Source organism: Pseudomonas extremorientalis (genome assembly GCF_024584605.1).
GTDB lineage: Bacteria > Pseudomonadota > Gammaproteobacteria > Pseudomonadales > Pseudomonadaceae > Aquipseudomonas > Aquipseudomonas extremorientalis.
On sequence record NZ_CP089519.1, the window covers coordinates 819,829 to 842,862 of the forward strand.

At 57.9% G+C, this 23,034-nt stretch carries 16 protein-coding genes, 2 tRNA genes and 3 rRNA genes; 13 read left to right on the forward strand and 8 right to left on the reverse strand.

Annotated features, from left to right (window positions below):
- Positions 1–13 precede the first annotated feature (13 nt).
- Positions 14–307 (reverse strand): putative quinol monooxygenase, encoded by a 294-nt coding sequence (locus LUU92_RS03465; protein WP_092250040.1) that lies wholly within the window; start codon positions 305–307, stop codon positions 14–16.
- Positions 308–425: 118 nt separating this feature from the next.
- Here LUU92_RS03465 and vimR point away from each other — a divergent pair, with 118 nt between their 5' ends.
- Together vimR and LUU92_RS03475 are read left to right on the forward strand one after the other, a co-directional pair.
- Complete coding sequence (gene vimR / locus LUU92_RS03470) at positions 426–1,352, forward strand: transcription regulator VimR (RefSeq protein WP_257103168.1); 927 nt, start codon at positions 426–428, stop codon at positions 1,350–1,352.
- 137 nt (positions 1,353–1,489) lie between these two features.
- Entirely contained in the window at positions 1,490–2,179 is a 690-nt protein-coding gene (locus LUU92_RS03475) for an ArsR/SmtB family transcription factor (RefSeq protein WP_102593074.1), read from the forward strand.
- 50 nt (positions 2,180–2,229) lie between these two features.
- Here the strand turns inward: LUU92_RS03475 and LUU92_RS03480 are convergent, their stop codons facing one another.
- The gene (locus tag LUU92_RS03480) at positions 2,230–3,183 is read right to left on the reverse strand and encodes an adenosine deaminase (RefSeq protein WP_071491558.1); all 954 of its coding nucleotides are present in this window, start codon (positions 3,181–3,183) and stop codon (positions 2,230–2,232) included.
- Between the two features lie 194 nt (positions 3,184–3,377).
- Between LUU92_RS03480 and LUU92_RS03485 the strand changes: the two genes are divergently transcribed.
- Positions 3,378–4,469, forward strand: coding sequence for a calcium:cation antiporter (locus LUU92_RS03485; protein ID WP_071491557.1), 1,092 nt, complete (start codon positions 3,378–3,380; stop codon positions 4,467–4,469).
- Here the strand turns inward: LUU92_RS03485 and LUU92_RS03490 are convergent, their stop codons facing one another.
- From LUU92_RS03490 to LUU92_RS03515, 6 genes are all read right to left on the reverse strand, one after another.
- Positions 4,470–5,825 (reverse strand): 8-oxoguanine deaminase, encoded by a 1,356-nt coding sequence (locus LUU92_RS03490; protein ID WP_257103169.1) that lies wholly within the window; start codon positions 5,823–5,825, stop codon positions 4,470–4,472. It lies immediately after the preceding gene.
- Between the two features lie 146 nt (positions 5,826–5,971).
- Complete coding sequence (locus LUU92_RS03495; protein WP_222540919.1) at positions 5,972–6,658, reverse strand: SDR family oxidoreductase; 687 nt, start codon at positions 6,656–6,658, stop codon at positions 5,972–5,974.
- Positions 6,659–6,692: 34 nt separating this feature from the next.
- Positions 6,693–7,274, reverse strand: a complete 582-nt coding sequence (locus tag LUU92_RS03500) for an IMPACT family protein (RefSeq protein WP_058423629.1) — start codon at positions 7,272–7,274, stop codon at positions 6,693–6,695.
- Positions 7,275–7,286: 12 nt separating this feature from the next.
- Positions 7,287–7,946 (reverse strand): TetR/AcrR family transcriptional regulator, encoded by a 660-nt coding sequence (locus tag LUU92_RS03505; protein ID WP_058423630.1) that lies wholly within the window; start codon positions 7,944–7,946, stop codon positions 7,287–7,289.
- A gap of 87 nt (positions 7,947–8,033) precedes the next feature.
- Positions 8,034–9,428, reverse strand: a complete 1,395-nt coding sequence (locus LUU92_RS03510) for a uracil-xanthine permease family protein (protein WP_071491554.1) — start codon at positions 9,426–9,428, stop codon at positions 8,034–8,036.
- 80 nt (positions 9,429–9,508) lie between these two features.
- A complete protein-coding gene (locus LUU92_RS03515) occupies positions 9,509–10,429 on the reverse strand; it encodes a LysR family transcriptional regulator (RefSeq protein ID WP_071491553.1) in 921 nt (306 codons plus the stop codon).
- 126 nt (positions 10,430–10,555) lie between these two features.
- On the opposite strand from LUU92_RS03515, the gene aptA reads away from it, so the two are divergent.
- The 10 genes from aptA to LUU92_RS03565 all read left to right on the forward strand — a co-directional run bounded on the left by aptA (position 10,556) and on the right by LUU92_RS03565 (position 23,001).
- Positions 10,556–11,905 carry an omega-aminotransferase AptA gene (gene aptA, locus LUU92_RS03520; protein WP_222540920.1) on the forward strand — a complete coding sequence of 450 codons (1,350 nt, stop codon included), beginning with the start codon at positions 10,556–10,558 and terminating at the stop codon, positions 11,903–11,905.
- A gap of 39 nt (positions 11,906–11,944) precedes the next feature.
- Positions 11,945–13,438, forward strand: coding sequence for a CoA-acylating methylmalonate-semialdehyde dehydrogenase (locus LUU92_RS03525; RefSeq protein ID WP_071491551.1), 1,494 nt, complete (start codon positions 11,945–11,947; stop codon positions 13,436–13,438).
- 624 nt (positions 13,439–14,062) lie between these two features.
- A 16S ribosomal RNA gene (locus LUU92_RS03530) occupies positions 14,063–15,599 on the forward strand.
- An 83-nt stretch (positions 15,600–15,682) separates the two neighbouring features.
- Positions 15,683–15,759 (forward strand) — tRNA-Ile (locus LUU92_RS03535).
- A gap of 30 nt (positions 15,760–15,789) precedes the next feature.
- Positions 15,790–15,865: transfer RNA gene (locus tag LUU92_RS03540), tRNA-Ala, on the forward strand.
- A 247-nt stretch (positions 15,866–16,112) separates the two neighbouring features.
- Positions 16,113–19,004, forward strand: a 23S ribosomal RNA gene (locus LUU92_RS03545).
- Between the two features lie 156 nt (positions 19,005–19,160).
- Positions 19,161–19,276: ribosomal RNA gene (gene rrf, locus LUU92_RS03550) — 5S ribosomal RNA — on the forward strand.
- Together the 16S, 23S and 5S rRNA genes with 2 tRNA genes alongside form the textbook arrangement of a ribosomal RNA operon.
- Before the next feature lie 159 nt (positions 19,277–19,435).
- Entirely contained in the window at positions 19,436–20,095 is a 660-nt protein-coding gene (locus LUU92_RS03555; protein ID WP_071490978.1) for a paraquat-inducible protein A, read from the forward strand.
- Positions 20,082–20,705 carry a paraquat-inducible protein A gene (locus LUU92_RS03560; protein ID WP_071490979.1) on the forward strand — a complete coding sequence of 208 codons (624 nt, stop codon included), beginning with the start codon at positions 20,082–20,084 and terminating at the stop codon, positions 20,703–20,705. Before LUU92_RS03555 ends, LUU92_RS03560 begins: the two co-directional genes overlap by 14 nt.
- Positions 20,698–23,001, forward strand: a complete 2,304-nt coding sequence (locus tag LUU92_RS03565; RefSeq protein WP_071490980.1) for a PqiB family protein — start codon at positions 20,698–20,700, stop codon at positions 22,999–23,001. The genes LUU92_RS03560 and LUU92_RS03565 overlap by 8 nt, the downstream gene beginning before the upstream one ends.
- Positions 23,002–23,034: the final 33 nt, after the last annotated feature.

Here is a 23,034-nt window from a genome sequence, read left to right on the forward strand (position 1 = left end):
AAAAGGGCGATGATCAGGCGAGAAATTTCAGGCGCTTGAGTTCGAAGTGTTCGATCACATCAGCGGCCTGGGTGCGAAAGCTCTGGATATGCGCGCTCTGGTCGTGGTCGGCGAGCGCCGCTTCGTCGCTCCAGCGCTCGAGCATGTAGAAGGTCTCGGGGTGTTGCAGGTCTTGGTGCAGGTCGTATTGTTCGCAACCGGCTTCCAGGCGCGTGGGTTCCAGCAGGCCGCGCAGCAAGGGTTCCAGGGTGGCTTGTTGGCCGGGTTTGGCGATCAGCGTGGCAATGACGTTAAAGGCGGTGGACATAGTCAACTCCAGACACGTGATAAACGGGATGCACAGATGATTGGCTATTTCCAGCGCAGATAAAAGCGGCTAAAACAGCAGTCTGTTTCAATGAAATTTTGATAATGGGCGGGAACGTATGCTGCGCTTTGATGATTTGCAGTTGTTTGTACGGGCGGCGGACCTCGGGAGCCTGTCCGCAGCGGCACGGGTGATGGACCTGTCGCCTGCCGTGGCCAGCGCCGCGCTCAAGCGTATCGAACAGCAACTGGACGCGCGCTTGCTGGCGCGTTCCACCCGCAGCTTGCGCCTGACCGCCGAAGGCGAGGGCTTCCTGGAGTATGCCCGTGCTGCGTTGAGTTCACTGGACGAGGGGCGCCGTTTATTGGCCAGCGGCCAGGACCATGTCAGCGGCGTGCTGCAGCTGTCCGCCCCGTCGGATTTCGGGCGTAACCAGTTGCTGCCGTGGCTGGATGAATTTCAGCGTGAGTATCCGCAACTTAACGTGCGTCTGCTGTTGGGTGATCGGATTGCCGACCTGTTTCGCCAGCCGGTGGATATTGCCCTGCGCTACGGTGAGCCCGAGGATTCGAGCCTTATCGCGCTGCCCGTTGCGCCGGAGAATGTTCGCGTGCTGTGTGCCTCCCCCAGCTACCTCGCCCGTTATGGTCAGCCTCGGCACCTGGAGCAATTGGCCCAGCACAATTGCCTGCTCTATATGCTCGGAAGCCGGGTTCATGACCACTGGACGTTCCACGACGGCAAACGTGAAGTGAGCTTGACCGTCACGGGGGACCGCTTCAGTGACGATGCCGACGTGGTCCGTCGTTGGGCGGTGGCGGGTGTGGGGATTGCCTATAAATCCTGGCTGGATGTCAGCACCGATGTGCTCGCGGGCCGCTTGCGCCTGATCCTGCCGGAGCTGCGTGGTGAGCGCACGCCGCTCAATCTGCTGTGTGCCCATCGGGCGCAACTGAGCAAGCCCATCAACCTGTTGCGGGAAATGCTCGTATCTCGCTGTGCGACGTTGACCGCTCAATGGCCGGAGCGATTGAGCGCGACGTAGCGCCTTCCATCAGAGCAGGAAATTTCACTCAGGTCCTGTCCCTATCCGCGCTGTCAGACGCCGTGGAACCGGTGGTTTGCGCCCCTATACTCTGGCTCCCACATCAGTAGAAAAATAAGCCAACAGGGAGTGAAAAGATGGAAGCAGCACCTTGCATCAGTCAGATCGCCAGCTTGCTCGCCGAGCCCAAGCGCACCGCCATGCTGTGGGCCTTGATGGACGGTTCAGCCAAGTCACCGATAGAGTTGGCGACGTTCGCCGGTTTGTCCACGACCTCCGCCCATGCGCACCTGGCGCGACTGACCGCAGGCGGTTTGCTGCGTGTGGAAGCCAGGCGTGGCAAGCGCCTGTTTCGCGTGGCGGCGCCGGATGTCAGTGCAGCCATCGATGCCCTGGCCAGGACCACCATGGCCTGCGCTGCGCGCAGCGCGCCGGATGCTTTGCCGCCGACCCTGATTGCTCCGCCGTCGTTACGTCATGCCCGTTTGTGCCATGGGCACCTTGGTGGCGAGTTGGGGGCGCAGTTGTATCAACATCTGCTGGACGCAGGCTGGATCGAGCGCTACGAACAGCGTCCCGATGTCACGGTGAAGGGCGCCCAGCACTTGGCAAAACTGGGGATTTTTACCCAGGCATTGGCGTCGCCGCTGGTGTGTAACTGCTTTGACTGGAGCCAGCAGCAGCCGCACCTGGGCGGTGCGTTGGGGGCGGGGTTGTTGCAACTGTTTTTGCAGTCGAGCTGGATCTGCGTGAGCAATGAGTCCCAGGCCTTGCAGGTCAGTGCCATCGGGCGCAGGGCGATCAGCCGGTTGGCCGTGCCTGAGTGACGGTCCAGGCATTGACTGTGCAGGAGCCGGCAAGCCGGCTCCCACGGGTATTACGGTTTGACCAGTCGCGCATCCAGGCTGTTTTGCGCCAGGCGTCTGGCCTGGTCCTGGGTCATGCCCAGTGAGGTGTACAACGCGTGGAAGTTCTCGGTGACATAACCGCCGAAGTACGCCGGGTCATCCGAGTTCACGGTCACCTTCACGCCACGCTCGAGCATGTCGAGGATGTTGTGCTGGGCCATGTCGTCGAATACGCACAGCTTGGTGTTGGACAGCGGGCACACGGTCAGCGGGATCTGCTCGTCGATGATGCGCTGCATCAGGCGCTCGTCTTCGATGGCGCGTACGCCATGGTCGATACGCTGGATTTTCAGCAGGTCGATGGCTTCCCAGATGTACTCCGGCGGGCCTTCTTCACCGGCGTGGGCGACGGTGAGGAAGCCTTCGTGGCGGGCACGGTCGAACACACGCTGGAATTTGCTTGGCGGGTGACCCATTTCCGAGCTGTCCAGGCCCACGGCCACGAACGCGTCGCGGAACGGCAGGGCTTGGTCGAGGGTTTTTTCGGCTTCGGCTTCGCTCAGGTGGCGCAGGAAGCTGAGGATCAAGCCGCTGGTGATCCCCAGTTGCTGCTCGCCATCTTTCAGCGCCGCAGCGATGCCGTTGAGTACCACTTCGAACGGTATGCCACGGTCGGTGTGGGTTTGCGGGTCGAAGAAGGGTTCGGTGTGGATCACGTTCTGCGCTTTGCAGCGCAGCAGATAGGCCCAGGTCAGGTCGTAGAAATCCTGGGAAGTGCGCAGCACGTCGGCGCCCTTGTAATACAGGTCGAGGAATTCCTGCAGGTTGTTGAAGGCGTAGGCCTTGCGCAGGGTTTCGACGTCGTTCCACGGCAGCGCAATCTTGTTGCGCTCGGCCAGGGCGAACAGCAACTCCGGCTCCAGCGAGCCTTCCAGGTGCAGGTGCAGTTCAGCCTTGGGCAGGGCGTTGAGCCAATCGTACATTTTCTAAATTCTCATCAGGTGCAATGAAGGCATTCTACAGGCCATGGCTGAAATAATCGGCAAAACCTGACCAGCAGGATTGCTTTCGTTGCATTCACGCAAGGGCCTTGTGAACTAAGGTGTAACGAAACGTTAGCGGCTTGGCGCAGTCTGTACCCCATCAATGACTGATTTGCCGTACTAAAAGGCCCGGAATGCTCACATCCCTCAAGCAAGAAAAATTCATGCTGCTGGCGCTGATTGCCGCCATCGCTGCCTATCCGCTGGAGCACTGGATGCTCCATAGTGGCCAAATCACTGCGCTGCTGGCCGGTGTGGTGCTGATCGGCTTTATCGTGGTGGCGTCGATGCGCGTGGCCCATCACGCCGAGCAGCTCGCGGAAAAAGTCGGCGACCCCTACGGCACCATGATCCTCACCCTCGCCGCCGTGCTGGTGGAAGTGGTGATCCTGGCGATCATGATGAGCAATGAGCCATCGCCCACCCTGGTGCGCGACACCATCTATTCGGCGGTGATGCTCGACATCAACGGGATCCTCGGCCTGGCCGCGCTGATGGGCGGCATCAAGCATGGTGAACAGTCCTACAACGATGACTCGGCACGCACCTACAGCGTGATGATCCTCACCGCCATGGGTGTGTCGATGGTGGTGCCGGAATTTATCCCGGAAGCCGACTGGAAAATCTATTCGGCCTTCACCATTGGCGCGATGGTGGTGTTGTACACCCTGTTCCTGCGCATGCAGGTTGGGCCGCACAGTTACTTCTTCAGCTACAGCTACCCGGAAAAGCGCCGCAAGAAACTGCCGGAAGAACAGGAAGCGCCGCCAGTCAACCTGGCGTTTTCCATTGGCACGCTGGTGTTTGGGGTGATTGTGATCGGTGCACTGGCCGAGGTGATGTCCAAGACCTTGGACCTGGGCCTGGAAGGCACAGGCGCGCCGCCGGTGATCACGGCGATCGTGGTCGCGGCCATTTCGGCAGCACCGGAGATTCTGACCGCGTTGCGGGCTGCGTTGGCGAACCGCATGCAGTCGGTGGTGAATATCGCGCTGGGTGCTTCGCTGTCGACGGTGATCCTGACGGTGCCGGTGATGGAGGCGATGGCGCTCTACACCGGGCAGCCGTTCCAGATGGCGATGACGCCGGTGCAGACCGTGATGGTGTTTATCACGCTGATCGTCAGCGCGATCAACCTCAACGATGGCGAAACCAACGCCATCGAAGGGATGACCCATTTCGTGCTGTTTGCGACCTTTATCATGCTGTCGTTGTTGGGGTTGTAATCAGCCAGCGATCAGCTGCCGCGCGGCCTGGGTGTGATCGGCGATCAGGCCCTTGAGGTCCAGGCCTTCGACCTGGCCGTCGATCACGCGCCATTTGCCGCCGATCATTACCCGGTCCGCACGGTCGGCGCCGCACAACAGCAACGCCGAAATCGGATCGTGGCTGCCGGAAAAGCGCAGCTCATCCAGCTTGAACAGCGCCAGATCGGCCTGCTTGCCTACGGCCAACTCACCGATATCCGTACGCCCCAGCAACTGCGCCGAACCCTTGGTCGCCCAACCCAGCACACCTTCCGGGGTGATCTTTTCCGCGCCGTAACGCAGGCGCTGGATGTACAAAGCCTGGCGCGCTTCAAGGATCATATTCGACGCGTCGTTGGACGCGGAACCGTCCACACCCAGGCCGATAGGCGCGCCGGCCGCGAGCAGGTCCAGGGTCGGGCAGATGCCGGACGCCAGGCGCATGTTCGAGCTTGGGCAATGGCAGATGCCGGTGCCGGCAGCGCCCAGGCGCGCGATTTCATCCGGGTTGAAGTGGATGCCATGGGCCAGCCAGGTGCGCGGACCGAGCCAGCCGACGCTGTCCAGGTAATCCACGGTACGCAGGCCGAAACGTTGCAGGCAGAAATCCTCCTCGTCGAGGGTTTCCGCCAGGTGGGTGTGCAGGCGCACATCCAGGCGATTGGCCAGTTCAGCGCTGGCTTCCATGATTTCCGGGGTGACGGAAAACGGCGAGCAGGGCGCGAGGGCAATCTGGATCTGCGCGCCGTCGCCACGCTGATGGTATTCATGGATCAGGCGCTGGCTGTCTTCGAGGATGACCTGGCCCTGTTGCACCGTCTGTTGCGGCGGCAGGCCACCGTCGGCCTCGCCCAGGCTCATGGAACCGCGGGTGAGCATGGCGCGCATGCCCAATTCGCGCACGCTTTGCACTTGCACGTCGATAGCGTTTTCCAGGCCCTCGGGGAACAGGTAGTGGTGGTCTGCCGCCGTGGTGCAGCCCGAGAGCAGCAGTTCGGCCAACGCAACTTTACTGGCCAGTGCGAGTTTTTCCGGGGTGAGCCGTGCCCAGACCGGATACAGGGTCTTCAACCAGGGAAACAACGGCTGATTGACCACCGGCGCCCAGGCGCGGGTCAGGGTTTGATAGAAGTGATGGTGGGTGTTGATCAGCCCGGGCAGGACAACATGTTCACGGGCATCGAACACCTGTGCGCAGGGTTGCGTGGGTTCTTGGCCCTGGGCCAGCACTTCGGTGATCACACCGTCCTGCAGCACCAGGCCGCCACGGGCGTCGAGGTCGTTGGCCGTGAAAATCGCAAGGGGGTTTTTTAACCAGATACGGGTCGCAGGCATTGGCCGGCTCCTCTGAATGATGGGTTCAGGTTTGCCAGCTCAGTGTTGCCCTGTCTGCTGATCCAGGGTCGCCCGTGAGGGCGAGGTGGGCAGTCTACGCGCGGATTGTTATCGACGGCAATCGGTCGATAACAATCCCGCACCGCTTACCAGGCGATGGTGTCGCCTTTGTAGTCGATGAAGTGATGGCCGCCTTTGCCGGTGTAGGCGTTCACCTGGTCAACCAGGCCGCGCACGCTGGTGTCGACATCGATATGGGCGTTTTCGCCGCCCATGTCAGTCTTCACCCAGCCCGGATGCAGCGACAGTACGGTCAGCTTGTGATCACCCAACTGAGTGATGAAGCTGTTGGTCATGGAGTTGAGTGCCGCCTTGCTGGCTTTGTACAGCGCCAGGTCCGAGCCGTCCGGGATGGTCACGCTGCCCAGCACCGAACTCATGAACGCCAGCACGCCAGTGTCCTTGCGGATCTGCCCGACGAAACGCTGGGCCAGGTTGATCGGCGCTACGGCATTGGTGAAAAACAGTCGGCCGACTTCGGCCAGGGTGGCGTGGCCCGGCTCCTGGTTGGCGGGGCCCTTGACGCCCGCATTGACGAACAGCAGGTCGAAGGTGCGTGCCTTGAGGCGTTGGCTCAGGGCGATCACGGCTTGCTGATCGTCCATGTCGAGTTTTTCGATCTGTACCGGCCCAACGGCTTTCAGCGCATCGGCCTTGTTCGGGTCACGCACGGTGGCAGTCACGTCCCAGCCGTCCTGAAGCAGTTGCTTGACCAGGCCGAGGCCCAGGCCGCGGGAGGCGCCGATGATCAGTGCGGTTTTTGGCGTAGACATGAAAAGCTTCCTTTAGCGTCGCGGTTCACGGAGTTCAGCGTTGTAGCAGGATACGCCCACGGCTGAGGTCGGCGAGTTGAATTTGCAGGGTGTCGATATGCGCTTCGCCCAAGGCCAGTTGCAGCTCGACGCCATTGGCGGTGAAGGTTTCTTCGACCACCAGCCCACCCAGTTCGGCGACGCGCAGTTTCACCAGGTTCAACTCGGCGAAGCCACAAGCGCAACTCAAGGGGACACGGCTGATCAGTTCGATGCGATCGGCGGTTTGCAGGCATTTGTTCGCTCCACCGCCATAGGCCCGGGCCAGACCGCCGGTGCCCAGCTGGATGCCGCCGTACCAGCGAATCACCAGCACCGCCACCTGATCGAAGCCCTGGGCCTCGATGGCCGCCAGGATCGGCCGCCCGGCGGTGCCGCCGGGTTCGCCATCGTCGTTGCTGCGGTATTGATCGGCCAGTTTCCAGGCCCAGCAGTTGTGCGTGGCGTTCAAGTCGCTGTGTTGCTCGAAAAACGCCTGGGCGTCCTGCGGGCTGGTGATCGGTGCGGCGAGGGTGATAAAGCGGCTTTTGCGTATTTCTTCGCGAAACTCGCAAAGGCCGGTGAGCGTGAAAGGCATAAGTCGCTTCGTTTAATAGGCGGGCTTGATGCCGCAGCCCTTGAGGATGATATGGATCAGGTTAGTGCCGGCGTCTTCCATGTCCTGCTTGGTCAGCTTGGTGCGACCGGTGACGCGGCAGATCTGGGTGGCGAAGTCGGCGTAGTGCTGGGTGCTGCCCCACAGCAGGAAGATCAGGTGCACGGGGTCTATCGGGTCCATCTTGCCAGCGTCGATCCAGGCCTGGAACACGGCTGCCCGGCCGCTGAACCAGGCGCGGTAGTCCTGGCTGAAATATTCGGTGAGGCATTCGCCGCCGCTGATGATCTCCATCGCGAAGATTCGCGAAGCCTGGGGCTGGCGACGCGAGAACTCCATCTTGGTGCGGATGTAGCGGGTGAGCGCCACGGCCGGGTCATCTTCGGCGGTCAGCGTGTTGAAGGTGCTGTCCCACAGCTCGAGGATATTGCTGAGCACCGCGATATACAGGCCCAGCTTGTTGGTGAAGTAGTAATGCAAGTTGGCCTTGGGCAGCCCGGCACTGGCCGCGATGGTGTTCATGCTGGTGCCTTTGTAGCCATGGCGCGCGAACTCGTCTTCAGCCGCCTGCAGAATCGCTTGTTCGTTCTTTTGCCGAATGCGGCTGGCGGGCTTACCGGCGTGGGTGCTGTGGGCAGGAACTTCGAGGCTCATGGAGGTTTCCGTGCTGATCGATTGAGACGACGTGTGCACAGATAACCCACCCTCAAGCCTCAGACAAGTCCTGATGCAATAAAACCGTCAAAGCGGTTCCAGGCTGTCGCTTTCCGGTGCTTTGTTTGCGGCAGCGCTGGGGGCCTTGCTTTCGGGCAGCAACAGGCACAACACGATGGCCGTCAGCCCGCCGCTGGTGATGGCGGAGTCAAACAGGTTCTGCACCAGCGTCGGCATCAGATGCAGCAGGTTCGGTTGGGCGGCGATGCCCAGGCCGACGCCAAACGAAGTGGCGATGATCAGCATGCTGCGCCGGTCCAGTGGTGCCTGGGCGAGGATGCGCACGCCAGCAGCGGCCACACTGCCGAACATCACCAGGGTGGCGCCGCCCAACACCGGCTTGGGGATTTGCTGCAGCACGGCGCCAATCATTGGAAACAGACCGAGACAAAACAGCACCGCGCCGATGTAGAGGCCAACGTAGCGGCTGGCCACGCCGGTGAGTTGGATTACACCATTGTTCTGCGCGAAGGTGGTGTTGGGGAAGGCGCTGAAGGTGGCGGCGATCATGCAGCTCACGCCATCACCGAGTACGCCGCCCTTGAGTCTGCCTATATAAGAAGGGCCGCTGATGGGTTGGCGGGCAATCATGCAGTTGGCGGTGAGGTCACCAACGGTTTCGATGCTGCTGATCAGATAAATAAGCGCGATCGGTAGGAAAGCGCTCCAGTCGAAGTTGAAACCAAAGCGGAACGGGATCGGCAGGCTGACCAGCGGCAGATCTGGCAGGGCTTGAGGCACCAGTTTGCCACTGAACCAGGCGGCCAGGCTGCCGAGGGCGAGGCCGATGATGATGGCCGAGAGGCGCACCCAAGGTGTATTCGAGCGGTTGAGCAGAATGATCGTCAACACCACGAACAGGCCCAGCGCCAGGTTGGTCGGCGCGCCGAAGTCGGCGGCATTGAAGCCGCCGCCGAGGTCGGTGATACCGACTTTGATCAAGCTGATGCCGATCAGGGTGATGACGATTCCGGTGACCAGAGGCGTGATGACTCGGCGCAGCTGCCCGATGAAGCGGCTTAACACGATCTGCACCACGGCGCCGAAAAAGCACACGCCGAAGATCATCGCCATGATGTCTTCCGGGCTGCCGCCGCGTTGTTTCACCAGGAAACCTGCCGACAGCACCGCGCCGAGAAAGGCGAAGCTGGTGCCTTGCAGGCAGATCATCCCGGCGCCTATGCCGAAGGGCCTGCGCGCCTGGATGAAGGTGCCGACACCGGAGACCATCAGCGCCATGCTGATCAGGTAGGGCAAATGGGCGGTGAGGCCCAGGGCGGAGCCGATGATCAGCGGCGGGGTGATGATGCCGACAAATGCAGCAAGTACATGTTGCAGGGCGGCGAGTAAGGCAGGTCCGGGTTTCGGGCGGTCGTTGAGCCCGTAGATAAGATCGCTGCTGTTGGACGTTTCTGGTGACATGGCGGGCAAACTCAAGGTCTATGTCCTTGGGCTGTTGCAAAAAGCTGTCCAACTGCTCAGCTTTTAGCTGCGAGGCCGAGTTAGCGGGTTGCCGCGAGACTTTCCAGGAAGCTTTCCAGCACCAAATGGGGGCGCCGGCCTTTGCGCGTGACCGATGCGAGGCTTAAATCGTAAAAACGCGTAGCCGGTTTCAGCGCACGCAGTCGGCCTTGTTGTACCCAAAGGCTCGCGTAGTGGTCGGGCAGGTAGCCGATGTAACGGCCGGTGAGGATCAGGAACGCCATGCCTTCGCGGTCGGAGGCGCTGGCCGTGCAGTTGAGCGCCTGGTAATGGGCCTGGATTTCGGCGGGCAGGCGGAAGGTCGGGGCGATGGCGTCCTGGGCGTCAATGCGTGCATCTTCCAGTTGCTTGTTGTCGGCATAGAACAACGGGTGGCCGACCGCGCAGTAGAGCAATGAACGTTCACTGTACAGCGGCTGGTATTCCAACCCCGACAAGGCGCTGGCCTGGGGCACCACGCCCACATGCAAGCGGCCATCGAGCACGCCTTGTTCGACTTCGTTGGGGGCGATCATACGGATCTGGATCTGCACGTCCGGCCCGCGCTCCTTCAGTTGTGCGAGCGCGTGGGTGATGCGCATGTGGGGGAGGGTGACGAGGTTGTCGGTGAGGCCGATGATCAACTCGCCACGCAAGTGCTGGTGCAGGCCGTTGACCTCGGTGCGAAAGCTTTCCAGGGCACTCAGCAGTTGCAGGGCCGACTGGTAGACCTCGCGGCCCTCTTCGGTCAGGGAGAAGCCGGCGCGGCCGCGTTGGCACAGTCTCAATCCGAGGCGTTGCTCCAGGTCGCTCATTTGCTGGCTGATCGCCGAGCGCCCGATGCCCAGCACGGTTTCCGCCGCGGAGAAGCCGCCGCATTCCACCACGCTGCGAAAGATGCGCAGCAGGCGGATATCGAAGTCGCTGACTTGGGCCAGGGGGTCGGGTCGACGGCTGCTCATAGTTTAGTGAAGGCCTGACTGAAGGTTAGAAGAGTTGGATTTCACCGACTTTATCGCCGTGGCAATTTAGCTGCAACAACGCTTTTTCAATCCCGACGCTGCCTTTTGCCCTGCGAGGTTTTGCTGATGAACATGCCCGAAAATGCCCCATCGTCCCTGGCCAGCCAATTGAAGCTGGACGCGCACTGGATGCCATACACCGCCAACCGAAACTTCCAGCGTGACCCGCGCCTGATCGTGGCCGCCGAAGGGAGCTGGTTGACCGATGACAAGGGCCGCAAGGTGTATGACTCGTTGTCGGGCCTGTGGACCTGTGGTGCCGGGCATACGCGCAAGGAAATCCAGGACGCGGTCGCCAAGCAGCTGGGCACGTTGGACTACTCGCCGGGCTTCCAGTACGGTCATCCATTGTCCTTCCGGTTGGCGGAAAAGATTACCGACCTGACCCCAGGCAACCTGAACCATGTGTTCTTCACCGACTCTGGCTCCGAGTGTGCCGATACGGCGGTGAAGATGGTGCGTGCGTACTGGCGCCTGAAGGGCCAGGCCACCAAGACCAAGATGATCGGTCGCGCCCGTGGTTATCACGGTGTGAACATTGCCGGTACCAGCCTGGGGGGCGTCAACGGCAACCGTAAGCTGTTTGGCCAGGGCTTGATGGACGTTGACCATTTGCCGCATACCTTGTTGGCAAGCAATGCCTTCTCCCGTGGCATGCCGGAGCAGGGCGGTATTGCGCTGGCAGATGAACTGCTCAAGCTGATCGAATTGCACGATGCTTCGAACATCGCTGCAGTGTTTGTCGAACCTATGGCCGGCTCCGCTGGCGTGCTGGTGCCGCCACAGGGTTATCTCAAGCGTCTGCGTGAGATCTGTGACCAGCACAATATCCTGCTGGTGTTCGATGAAGTGATCACCGGTTTCGGCCGTACCGGCTCGATGTTCGGTGCCGACAGCTTCGGCGTGACCCCGGACCTGATGTGCATCGCCAAGCAAGTCACCAACGGCGCGATCCCGATGGGCGCAGTGATTGCCAGCAGCGAGATCTACCAGACCTTCATGAACCAGGCGACGCCGGAGTACGCGGTGGAATTCCCCCACGGCTACACCTACTCGGCGCACCCGGTGGCCTGCGCGGCGGGCCTGGCGGCATTGGACCTGTTGCAGAAGGAAAACCTGGTGCAGAGCGTCGCTGAAGTCGCCCCGCACTTTGAGAATGCGCTGCATGGCTTGAAGGGCAGCAAGAACGTGATCGACATTCGCAACTACGGCCTGGCCGGCGCGATCCAGATTGCCCCGCGTGATGGTGATGCCATCGTGCGTCCATTCGAGGCCGGCATGGCTTTGTGGAAAGCGGGTTTCTACGTGCGCTTTGGCGGTGACACCCTGCAGTTCGGGCCAACCTTCAACAGCAAGCCGCAGGACCTGGATCGCCTGTTCGATGCGGTCGGCGAAGTGCTGAACAAGATCGACTGATTTCTCCTTCTATATAGAACAACTTTTCAGGAGCCCCGCATGAGCCTTATCCAGCATTTGATCAACGGTGAGTTGGTCAATGATTCCGGCCGTAGTGCCGACGTGTACAACCCGTCGACCGGCCAAGTGATTCATCAGGTGCCGTTGGCCAGCCGTGAAACCATCCAACAGGCGATCGACGCAGCCAAGGCGGCGTTCCCGGCGTGGCGTAATACACCGCCGGCGAAGCGTGCCCAGGTGATGTTTCGTTTCAAGCAATTGCTGGAACAGAACGAAGCGCGCATTTCGCAACTGATCAGCGAAGAGCATGGCAAGACGCTGGAAGATGCTGCCGGTGAGTTGAAGCGTGGCATCGAGAACGTTGAGTACGCGTGTTCGGCACCAGAGATTCTGAAGGGCGAGTACAGCCGTAATGTAGGACCAAATATTGATGCATGGTCGGATTTCCAGCCGCTGGGCGTAGTGGCCGGTATTACGCCGTTCAACTTCCCGGCGATGGTGCCGCTGTGGATGTATCCGCTGGCGATCGTCTGCGGTAACTGTTTCATCCTGAAACCATCGGAGCGTGATCCGAGCTCGACATTGCTGATTGCACAACTGTTGCAGGAAGCCGGGCTGCCCAAAGGCGTGCTCAGCGTGGTGCACGGTGACAAGGGCGCGGTGGACGCGCTGATCGAGGCGCCGGAAGTGAAGGCGCTTAGCTTCGTGGGCTCGACGCCGATTGCCGAATACATCTATTCCGAGGCAACCAAGCGTGGCAAGCGCGTACAGGCATTGGGTGGGGCGAAGAACCACGCGGTGCTGATGCCGGATGCGGATCTGGATAACGCCGTCAGCGCTCTGATGGGTGCAGCATACGGTTCCTGCGGTGAGCGTTGCATGGCGATCTCGGTGGCGGTGTGCGTGGGCGACCAAGTGGCGGATGCGTTGATCGCCAAGCTGGTGCCGCAGGTCAAGGCACTGAAGATCGGGGCGGGGACGTCTTGTGGCCTGGATATGGGGCCGTTGGTGACTGGTCAGGCGCGGGATAAGGTCAGTGGCTATATAGAAGACGGTGTTTCTTCGGGTGCCAGGTTGGTGGTTGATGGGCGCGGACTGAGTGTTGCGGGCCATGAAGAAGGTTTCTTCCTAGGCGGTAGTCTGTTTGATCATGTGACGCCTGAAATGCGTATCTACAAAGAAGAGATCTTTGGGCCGGTGTTGTGTGTTGTGCGGGTGGATAGCCTGGAAGCGGCCATGCAACTGATCAACGACCATGAATACGGTAACGGTACGTGTATTTTCACCCGTGACGGTGAAGCGGCGCGTCTGTTCTGTGACGAGATTGAAGTGGGTATGGTGGGGGTGAATGTTCCATTGCCTGTGCCGGTGGCGTATCACAGTTTTGGTGGCTGGAAGCGTTCGCTGTTTGGCGATCTGCATGCCTACGGGCCGGATGGGGTGCGTTTCTATACTCGTCGCAAGGCGATTACCCAGCGTTGGCCGCAGCGGGCCAGTCATGAAGCCTCGCAATTTGCTTTCCCTAGTTTGTAAGTAGTGCAGAAAGCCGGCCCCTCGGGGCCGGCTTTTGCGTTTCTGGGCGTTTTTTGACCTGTGTGACAGAAATATTAAAAAAGGTGTTGACGGCAGATTCTGGAAGTCTATAATTCGCCCCACTTCCGGCGCAGTCGAAACGGAAAACTCCTTGGTAAACAATGAGTTACGCAGAATTCGACAGCGACTTGCTTCAGTTCATCGAAGCCCAGAAGGAGTTGGTAGGGCAGTGTTGTCTGGCTCTATTGACGTTTCGATCCTCTCGGTCGAAAGCGGAGAAAAAGAGGTGTTGACAGCAGCGTGTAACGCTGTAGAATTCGCCTCCCGCTAACGAGAGATCGGAAGCGCAAGTGGTTGAAGTTGTTGAAGAAATCTTCGAAAACTTCTGAAAATAATCACTTGACAGCAAATGAGGCTGCTGTAGAATGCGCGCCTCGGTTGAGACGAAAGATCTTAACCAACCGCTCTTTAACAACTGAATCAAGCAATTCGTGTGGGTGCTTGTGGAGTCAGACTGATAGTCAACAAGATTATCAGCATCACAAGTTACTCCGCGAGAAATCAAAGATGTAACCAACGATTGCTGAGCCAAGTTTAGGGTTTCTTAAAAACCCAAAGATGTTTGAACTGAAGAGTTTGATCATGGCTCAGATTGAACGCTGGCGGCAGGCCTAACACATGCAAGTCGAGCGGTAGAGAGAAGCTTGCTTCTCTTGAGAGCGGCGGACGGGTGAGTAATGCCTAGGAATCTGCCTGGTAGTGGGGGATAACGTTCGGAAACGAACGCTAATACCGCATACGTCCTACGGGAGAAAGCAGGGGACCTTCGGGCCTTGCGCTATCAGATGAGCCTAGGTCGGATTAGCTAGTTGGTGAGGTAATGGCTCACCAAGGCGACGATCCGTAACTGGTCTGAGAGGATGATCAGTCACACTGGAACTGAGACACGGTCCAGACTCCTACGGGAGGCAGCAGTGGGGAATATTGGACAATGGGCGAAAGCCTGATCCAGCCATGCCGCGTGTGTGAAGAAGGTCTTCGGATTGTAAAGCACTTTAAGTTGGGAGGAAGGGCAATTACCTAATACGTGATTGTTTTGACGTTACCGACAGAATAAGCACCGGCTAACTCTGTGCCAGCAGCCGCGGTAATACAGAGGGTGCAAGCGTTAATCGGAATTACTGGGCGTAAAGCGCGCGTAGGTGGTTTGTTAAGTTGGATGTGAAATCCCCGGGCTCAACCTGGGAACTGCATTCAAAACTGACTGACTAGAGTATGGTAGAGGGTGGTGGAATTTCCTGTGTAGCGGTGAAATGCGTAGATATAGGAAGGAACACCAGTGGCGAAGGCGACCACCTGGACTAATACTGACACTGAGGTGCGAAAGCGTGGGGAGCAAACAGGATTAGATACCCTGGTAGTCCACGCCGTAAACGATGTCAACTAGCCGTTGGAAGCCTTGAGCTTTTAGTGGCGCAGCTAACGCATTAAGTTGACCGCCTGGGGAGTACGGCCGCAAGGTTAAAACTCAAATGAATTGACGGGGGCCCGCACAAGCGGTGGAGCATGTGGTTTAATTCGAAGCAACGCGAAGAACCTTACCAGGCCTTGACATCCAATGAACTTTCCAGAGATGGATTGGTGCCTTCGGGAACATTGAGACAGGTGCTGCATGGCTGTCGTCAGCTCGTGTCGTGAGATGTTGGGTTAAGTCCCGTAACGAGCGCAACCCTTGTCCTTAGTTACCAGCACGTAATGGTGGGCACTCTAAGGAGACTGCCGGTGACAAACCGGAGGAAGGTGGGGATGACGTCAAGTCATCATGGCCCTTACGGCCTGGGCTACACACGTGCTACAATGGTCGGTACAGAGGGTTGCCAAGCCGCGAGGTGGAGCTAATCCCATAAAACCGATCGTAGTCCGGATCGCAGTCTGCAACTCGACTGCGTGAAGTCGGAATCGCTAGTAATCGCGAATCAGAATGTCGCGGTGAATACGTTCCCGGGCCTTGTACACACCGCCCGTCACACCATGGGAGTGGGTTGCACCAGAAGTAGCTAGTCTAACCTTCGGGAGGACGGTTACCACGGTGTGATTCATGACTGGGGTGAAGTCGTAACAAGGTAGCCGTAGGGGAACCTGCGGCTGGATCACCTCCTTAATCGACGACATCAGCTGCTCCATAAGTTCCCACACGAATTGCTTGATTCATTGAAGAAGACGATAAAGAAGCAGCCCGAAATTGGGTCTGTAGCTCAGTTGGTTAGAGCGCACCCCTGATAAGGGTGAGGTCGGCAGTTCGAATCTGCCCAGACCCACCAATTTTGTGTGGGAAACGCCTGTAGAAATACGGGGCCATAGCTCAGCTGGGAGAGCGCCTGCCTTGCACGCAGGAGGTCAACGGTTCGATCCCGTTTGGCTCCACCACTACTGCTTCTGACGTATGAAAGCTTAGAAATGAGCATTCCATCCAGGTGATGATGAATGTTGATTTCTAGTCTTTGATTAGATCGTTCTTTAAAAATTTGGGTATGTGATAGAAAGATAGACTGAACGTTACTTTCACTGGTAACGGATCAGGCTAAGGTAAAATTTGTGAGTTCTCTTAATTGAGAAATTCGAATTTTCGGCGAATGTCGTCTTCACAGTATAACCAGATTGCTTGGGGTTATATGGTCAAGTGAAGAAGCGCATACGGTGGATGCCTTGGCAGTCAGAGGCGATGAAAGACGTGGTAGCCTGCGAAAAGCTTCGGGGAGTCGGCAAACAGACTTTGATCCGGAGATGTCTGAATGGGGGAACCCAGCCATCATAAGATGGTTATCTTGTACTGAATACATAGGTGCAAGAGGCGAACCAGGGGAACTGAAACATCTAAGTACCCTGAGGAAAAGAAATCAACCGAGATTCCCTTAGTAGTGGCGAGCGAACGGGGACTAGCCCTTAAGTGGCTTTGAGATTAGCGGAACGCTCTGGAAAGTGCGGCCATAGTGGGTGATAGCCCTGTACGCGAAAATCTCTTAGTCATGAAATCGAGTAGGACGGAGCACGAGAAACTTTGTCTGAATATGGGGGGACCATCCTCCAAGGCTAAATACTACTGACTGACCGATAGTGAACTAGTACCGTGAGGGAAAGGCGAAAAGAACCCCGGAGAGGGGAGTGAAATAGATCCTGAAACCGTATGCGTACAAGCAGTGGGAGCCCACTTTGTTGGGTGACTGCGTACCTTTTGTATAATGGGTCAGCGACTTATTTTCAGTGGCGAGCTTAACCGAATAGGGGAGGCGTAGCGAAAGCGAGTCTTAATAGGGCGTCTAGTCGCTGGGAATAGACCCGAAACCGGGCGATCTATCCATGGGCAGGTTGAAGGTTGGGTAACACTAACTGGAGGACCGAACCGACTACCGTTGAAAAGTTAGCGGATGACCTGTGGATCGGAGTGAAAGGCTAATCAAGCTCGGAGATAGCTGGTTCTCCTCGAAAGCTATTTAGGTAGCGCCTCATGTATCACTGTAGGGGGTAGAGCACTGTTTCGGCTAGGGGGTCATCCCGACTTACCAAACCGATGCAAACTCCGAATACCTACAAGTGCCGAGCATGGGAGACACACGGCGGGTGCTAACGTCCGTCGTGAAAAGGGAAACAACCCAGACCGTCAGCTAAGGTCCCAAAGTTATGGTTAAGTGGGAAACGATGTGGGAAGGCTTAGACAGCTAGGAGGTTGGCTTAGAAGCAGCCACCCTTTAAAGAAAGCGTAATAGCTCACTAGTCGAGTCGGCCTGCGCGGAAGATGTAACGGGGCTCAAACCATACACCGAAGCTACGGGTATCACGTAAGTGATGCGGTAGAGGAGCGTTCTGTAAGCCTGTGAAGGTGAGTTGAGAAGCTTGCTGGAGGTATCAGAAGTGCGAATGCTGACATGAGTAACGACAATGGGTGTGAAAAACACCCACGCCGAAAGACCAAGGTTTCCTGCGCAACGTTAATCGACGCAGGGTTAGTCGGTCCCTAAGGCGAGGCTGAAAAGCGTAGTCGATGGAAAACAGGTTAATATTCCTGTACTTCTGGTTATTGCGATGGAGGGACGGAGAAGGCTAGGCCAGCTTGGCGTTGGTTGTCCAAGTTTAAGGTGGTAGGCTGAGATCTTAGGTAAATCCGGGATCTTAAGGCCGAGAGCTGATGACGAGTTACCTTTTAGGTGACGAAGTGGTTGATGCCATGCTTCCAAGAAAAGCTTCTAAGCTTCAGGTAACCAGGAACCGTACCCCAAACCGACACAGGTGGTTGGGTAGAGAATACCAAGGCGCTTGAGAGAACTCGGGTGAAGGAACTAGGCAAAATGGCACCGTAACTTCGGGAGAAGGTGCGCCGGTGAGGGTGAAGGACTTGCTCCGTAAGCTCATGCCGGTCGAAGATACCAGGCCGCTGCGACTGTTTATTAAAAACACAGCACTCTGCAAACACGAAAGTGGACGTATAGGGTGTGACGCCTGCCCGGTGCCGGAAGGTTAATTGATGGGGTTAGCTAACGCGAAGCTCTTGATCGAAGCCCCGGTAAACGGCGGCCGTAACTATAACGGTCCTAAGGTAGCGAAATTCCTTGTCGGGTAAGTTCCGACCTGCACGAATGGCGTAACGATGGCGGCGCTGTCTCCACCCGAGACTCAGTGAAATTGAAATCGCTGTGAAGATGCAGTGTATCCGCGGCTAGACGGAAAGACCCCGTGAACCTTTACTATAGCTTTGCACTGGACTTTGAATTTGCTTGTGTAGGATAGGTGGGAGGCTTTGAAGCGTGGACGCCAGTTCGCGTGGAGCCATCCTTGAAATACCACCCTGGCAACTTTGAGGTTCTAACTCAGGTCCGTTATCCGGATCGAGGACAGTGTATGGTGGGTAGTTTGACTGGGGCGGTCTCCTCCTAAAGAGTAACGGAGGAGTACGAAGGTGCGCTCAGACCGGTCGGAAATCGGTCGTAGAGTATAAAGGCAAAAGCGCGCTTGACTGCGAGACAGACACGTCGAGCAGGTACGAAAGTAGGTCTTAGTGATCCGGTGGTTCTGTATGGAAGGGCCATCGCTCAACGGATAAAAGGTACTCCGGGGATAACAGGCTGATACCGCCCAAGAGTTCATATCGACGGCGGTGTTTGGCACCTCGATGTCGGCTCATCACATCCTGGGGCTGAAGCCGGTCCCAAGGGTATGGCTGTTCGCCATTTAAAGTGGTACGCGAGCTGGGTTTAGAACGTCGTGAGACAGTTCGGTCCCTATCTGCCGTGGACGTTTGAGATTTGAGAGGGGCTGCTCCTAGTACGAGAGGACCGGAGTGGACGAACCTCTGGTGTTCCGGTTGTCACGCCAGTGGCATTGCCGGGTAGCTATGTTCGGAATAGATAACCGCTGAAAGCATCTAAGCGGGAAACTAGCCTCAAGATGAGATCTCACTGGAACCTTGAGTTCCCTGAAGGGCCGTCGAAGACTACGACGTTGATAGGTTGGGTGTGTAAGCGCTGTGAGGCGTTGAGCTAACCAATACTAATTGCCCGTGAGGCTTGACCATATAACACCCAAGCAATTTGACTACTCTAACGAGCATCAGATTGCGGTGTGTGAAGACGAAAATGAACCGAAAGTTCGACGCTCACAAAACACCGAAAGCTGTCACATACCCAATTTGCTGAAGCGAGGCGCAGGCCACGACTCAGTACCCGAATTTCTTGACGACCATAGAGCATTGGAACCACCTGATCCCATCCCGAACTCAGTAGTGAAACGATGCATCGCCGATGGTAGTGTGGGGTTTCCCCATGTGAGAGTAGGTCATCGTCAAGATTAAATTCCAGAACCCCTGATTGCTAACGCAGTCGGGGGTTTTGTTTTGGGCGGTCGGAAACTCAAGCACTACTTACCCCCCGACAAATTTGCACAGTTATTTCTGAACCAGAGCACTAGAATAGGCACCTAACCATTTTTAGAGCCAGAGCCCTATCTATGCCTGATCCGGCTGATGCCCTAGAGCTATCGGATTTACCACTGGACGACCTGGTGGCATGCCATGAGTGCGACTTGCTGATGCGCAAACCGGTGCTCTCCCTCGGCGAAAAAGCCCAATGCCCGCGTTGCGGTTACGAGCTTTACGCTCACCGCCACAATGTCGTTGAGCGAAGTCTCGCCTTGGTGCTGGCTGCACTGTTGCTGTATATACCCGCGAACTTTCTACCCATCATGCAGCTCAATCTACTTGGGCAGTCCTCCGAGGATACCGTGTGGAGCGGCGTTGTCGGTCTGTTCGATACCGGCATGCAAGGCGTCGCCGCCGTTGTGTTCCTGTGCAGCATGGGCATCCCATTGCTCAAGCTGATTTGCCAGTTGGCAGTACTGCTCAGCATCCGCTGGAATATCGGCCGCAGTTATGGACTGCTGTTGTACCGCATCTACCACCACCTGAAGGATTGGGGGATGTTGGAGGTCTACTTGATGGGGGTGCTGGTGGCGATCGTAAAACTCGCCGATATGGCGTCCATCACCATTGGCCTGGGCTTGGTCTGTTTTATCAGCCTGCTGATGGTTCAAGTACTGCTTGAGGTGGTGATGTCGCCCCACCAGATCTGGCAAGCGTTGTCAGGAGAGGATGATCATGCGGGCGATTGATGCAGGCATTCTGATTTGTACCGAATGTCACGAATTGAACAAACAGGACACTGATAGCGATGAGCAACTGTGCACGCGTTGTGGTGCGCTGGTCCATGCCCGCCGCCCCAACAGCCTCACCCGCACCTGGGCACTGCTGATCACGGCGGCCATCTTGTATATTCCAGCCAACGTGTTGCCCATCATGACCATCAATAGCCTTGGTCAGGGTGATCCCAGCACCATCATGGCGGGCGTGATCCAGCTGGTGCAGCATGGTATGTACCCCATCGCTGCCGTGGTGTTCATCGCCAGCATCCTGGTGCCGACGTTCAAGCTGGTCGGCATAGGTCTGCTACTGTTCTCGGTGCAGCGTCACCAACCGTTGTCCGCGCAACAACGCATTGTGATGTACCGCTTTATCGAATTCATTGGCCGCTGGTCCATGCTGGATATCTTCGTGATCGCCATCCTGGTGGCGGTTGTAAATTTTGGGCGACTTGCCAGTGTCGAGGCCAATCTAGGCGCTGCGGCGTTCGCCAGTGTGGTGATCTTGACGATGCTTGCCGCAGTAACTTTTGATCCCCGACTGATTTGGGATAACACGGAGTCGGACGACGACCATGAGTGATTTGCCAAAAGCTAAAACCCGCCCCGCCTCCAATTGGTCGGCCATTTGGGTGTTACCTCTGATTGCCCTGATCATCGGTGGCTGGCTGGGGTGGCGTGCCTATTCTCAACAGGGCATCGATATTCAGGTGCGCTTTGAGAGTGGCGAAGGTATCCAGATCAACAAAACGGAAGTGGTCTACAAAGGCATGCCGGTGGGCAAGGTCAAGGCCCTGGCCCTGGATGACGAGGGTAACAATCGCGGGGTGATTGCTACCATCGAGATGAACAAGGATGTCGAACAATACCTGAAGACCAACACCCGTTTCTGGCTGGTCAAACCGAGTGTCAGCCTGGCCGGCATCACTGGCCTGGAAACCCTGGTGTCGGGCAACTACATCGCCGCCAGCCCTGGTGACGGTGAGCCCACTCGCAAGTTCAAGGCGCTCTCCGAAGAGCCGCCCTTGTCCGACGCCAAGCCCGGCTTGCACCTGACCATCAAGGCTGACCGTCTGGGTTCGCTGAACCGTGGCAGCCCGGTGTTCTACAAGCAGATCCAGGTGGGCCAGGTCAAAAGCTACCTGCTCTCCGAAGACCAGAGTACCGTCGAGATCAAGGTCTATATCGAACCGACCTACGCCAGCCTTGTGCGTAAACACACACGTTTCTGGAACGCCAGCGGCATCAGCATCGATGCGAACCTCTCCGGCGTGAAAGTGCGCAGCGAATCCCTCTCAAGCATCGTTGCCGGCGGTATCGCCTTCGCCACGCCGGAGAACCGCAAGGACAGTCCGCCTACGGACCCAAGTCTGCCATTCCGCCTGTACGAAGATTTCGACGCCGCTGCGGCCGGAATCAAGGTCAAGGTCACACTCTCCGACTTCGAAGGCCTGCAGGCTGGCCGCACTCCGGTGATGTACAAAGGTATCCAGGTCGGTAGCTTGAAAACGCTGAAGATCAATCCGGACCTTTCCAGTGCTAACGCCGAACTGACCCTCGATCCCCTGGCTGAAGATTACCTGGTACAGGACACTCAGTTCTGGGTGGTCAAACCGTCTATTTCCCTGGCGGGTATCACAGGGCTCGAAGCCTTGGTCAAAGGGAACTACATCGCCATTCGCCCGGGGGACAAAGGGACGCCTCCACAGCGTGAGTACGTCGCACGGGCCAAGGCGCCACCGTTGGACCTGCGTTCCCCTGGCCTGCACATGGTGCTGTTCACCGACAACCTCGGTTCTCTGGATGTCGGCAGTCCGATCCTCTACAAGCAGGTCAAGGTGGGCTCGGTGCAGAGCTACCAGTTCTCGCGCAAGAACAAGCAGTTGGTGATCGGCGTCCACATCGAGAAGGAATACGAAAACCTGGTCAATGGCTCGACGCGCTTCTGGAACGCCAGTGGCGTCACCCTGACCGGTGGTCTCACTGGCGGAATCCAGGTGAAGAGTGAATCCCTGGCCAGCCTGATGGCGGGTGGCATCGCCTTCGAAACACCCGAGCAGAACGTTCCGCTGAAAAAACGCATCCCGCGTTTCCGCCTGTTTGCCGACCGCGATGCTGCCAACCAGCACGGTACCCTGGTGACCATCAAGGTCGACCGCGCCGATGGCATGCGTCCCGGCACTCCTGTGCGTTTCAAAGGCCTGGACGTGGGCAAGATTGAAAGTGTCAACCTCAGTGCCGACATGCAATCGGTACTGCTCAGTGCGCGTATCACCCAAGTGGCTGACCGCATCGCCCGCGCCGGCAGCCAGTTCTGGGTGGTCAAGCCTGAGCTGGGCCTGATGAAAACCGCCAACCTGGAAACCCTGGTCACCGGTCAATACATCGAAGTGCAACCGGCTGCGAAAAACGCCGGTCCGCAAAAGAGTTTTGTCGCGCTCGCCCAGCCCCCTGAAGCCGCCCATCAGGAAGCCGGCCTGAGCCTGACCCTCAGCGCTGCCCGTCGTGGTTCGCTGAAGGAGGGCGTGCCGGTCACCTACCGCGAAGTCACTGTGGGCAAAGTCACCGGCTACGAGCTGGGGCAAACTGCCGACCGTGTATTGATCCACATTCTGATCGAGCCCAAATATGCCCCGCTGGTCCGTGGCGGGAGCCGGTTCTGGAACACCAGTGGCTTTGGCCTCGACTTCGGCCTGTTCAAAGGCGCCACCGTACGCACGGAGTCCCTGGAGACGCTGGTCGCCGGCGGTATCGCCTTCGCCACACCCGATGGCGAGCGCATGGGCAATGCCGCCCGGCCACAGCAAACCTTCCCGCTGTTCGACAAGTTCGAAGATGAGTGGCTGACTTGGGCACCTAAAATCCCGCTCGGCAAATAAGCGCCACAAAAAAGGCCGCGATCCATAAGATCG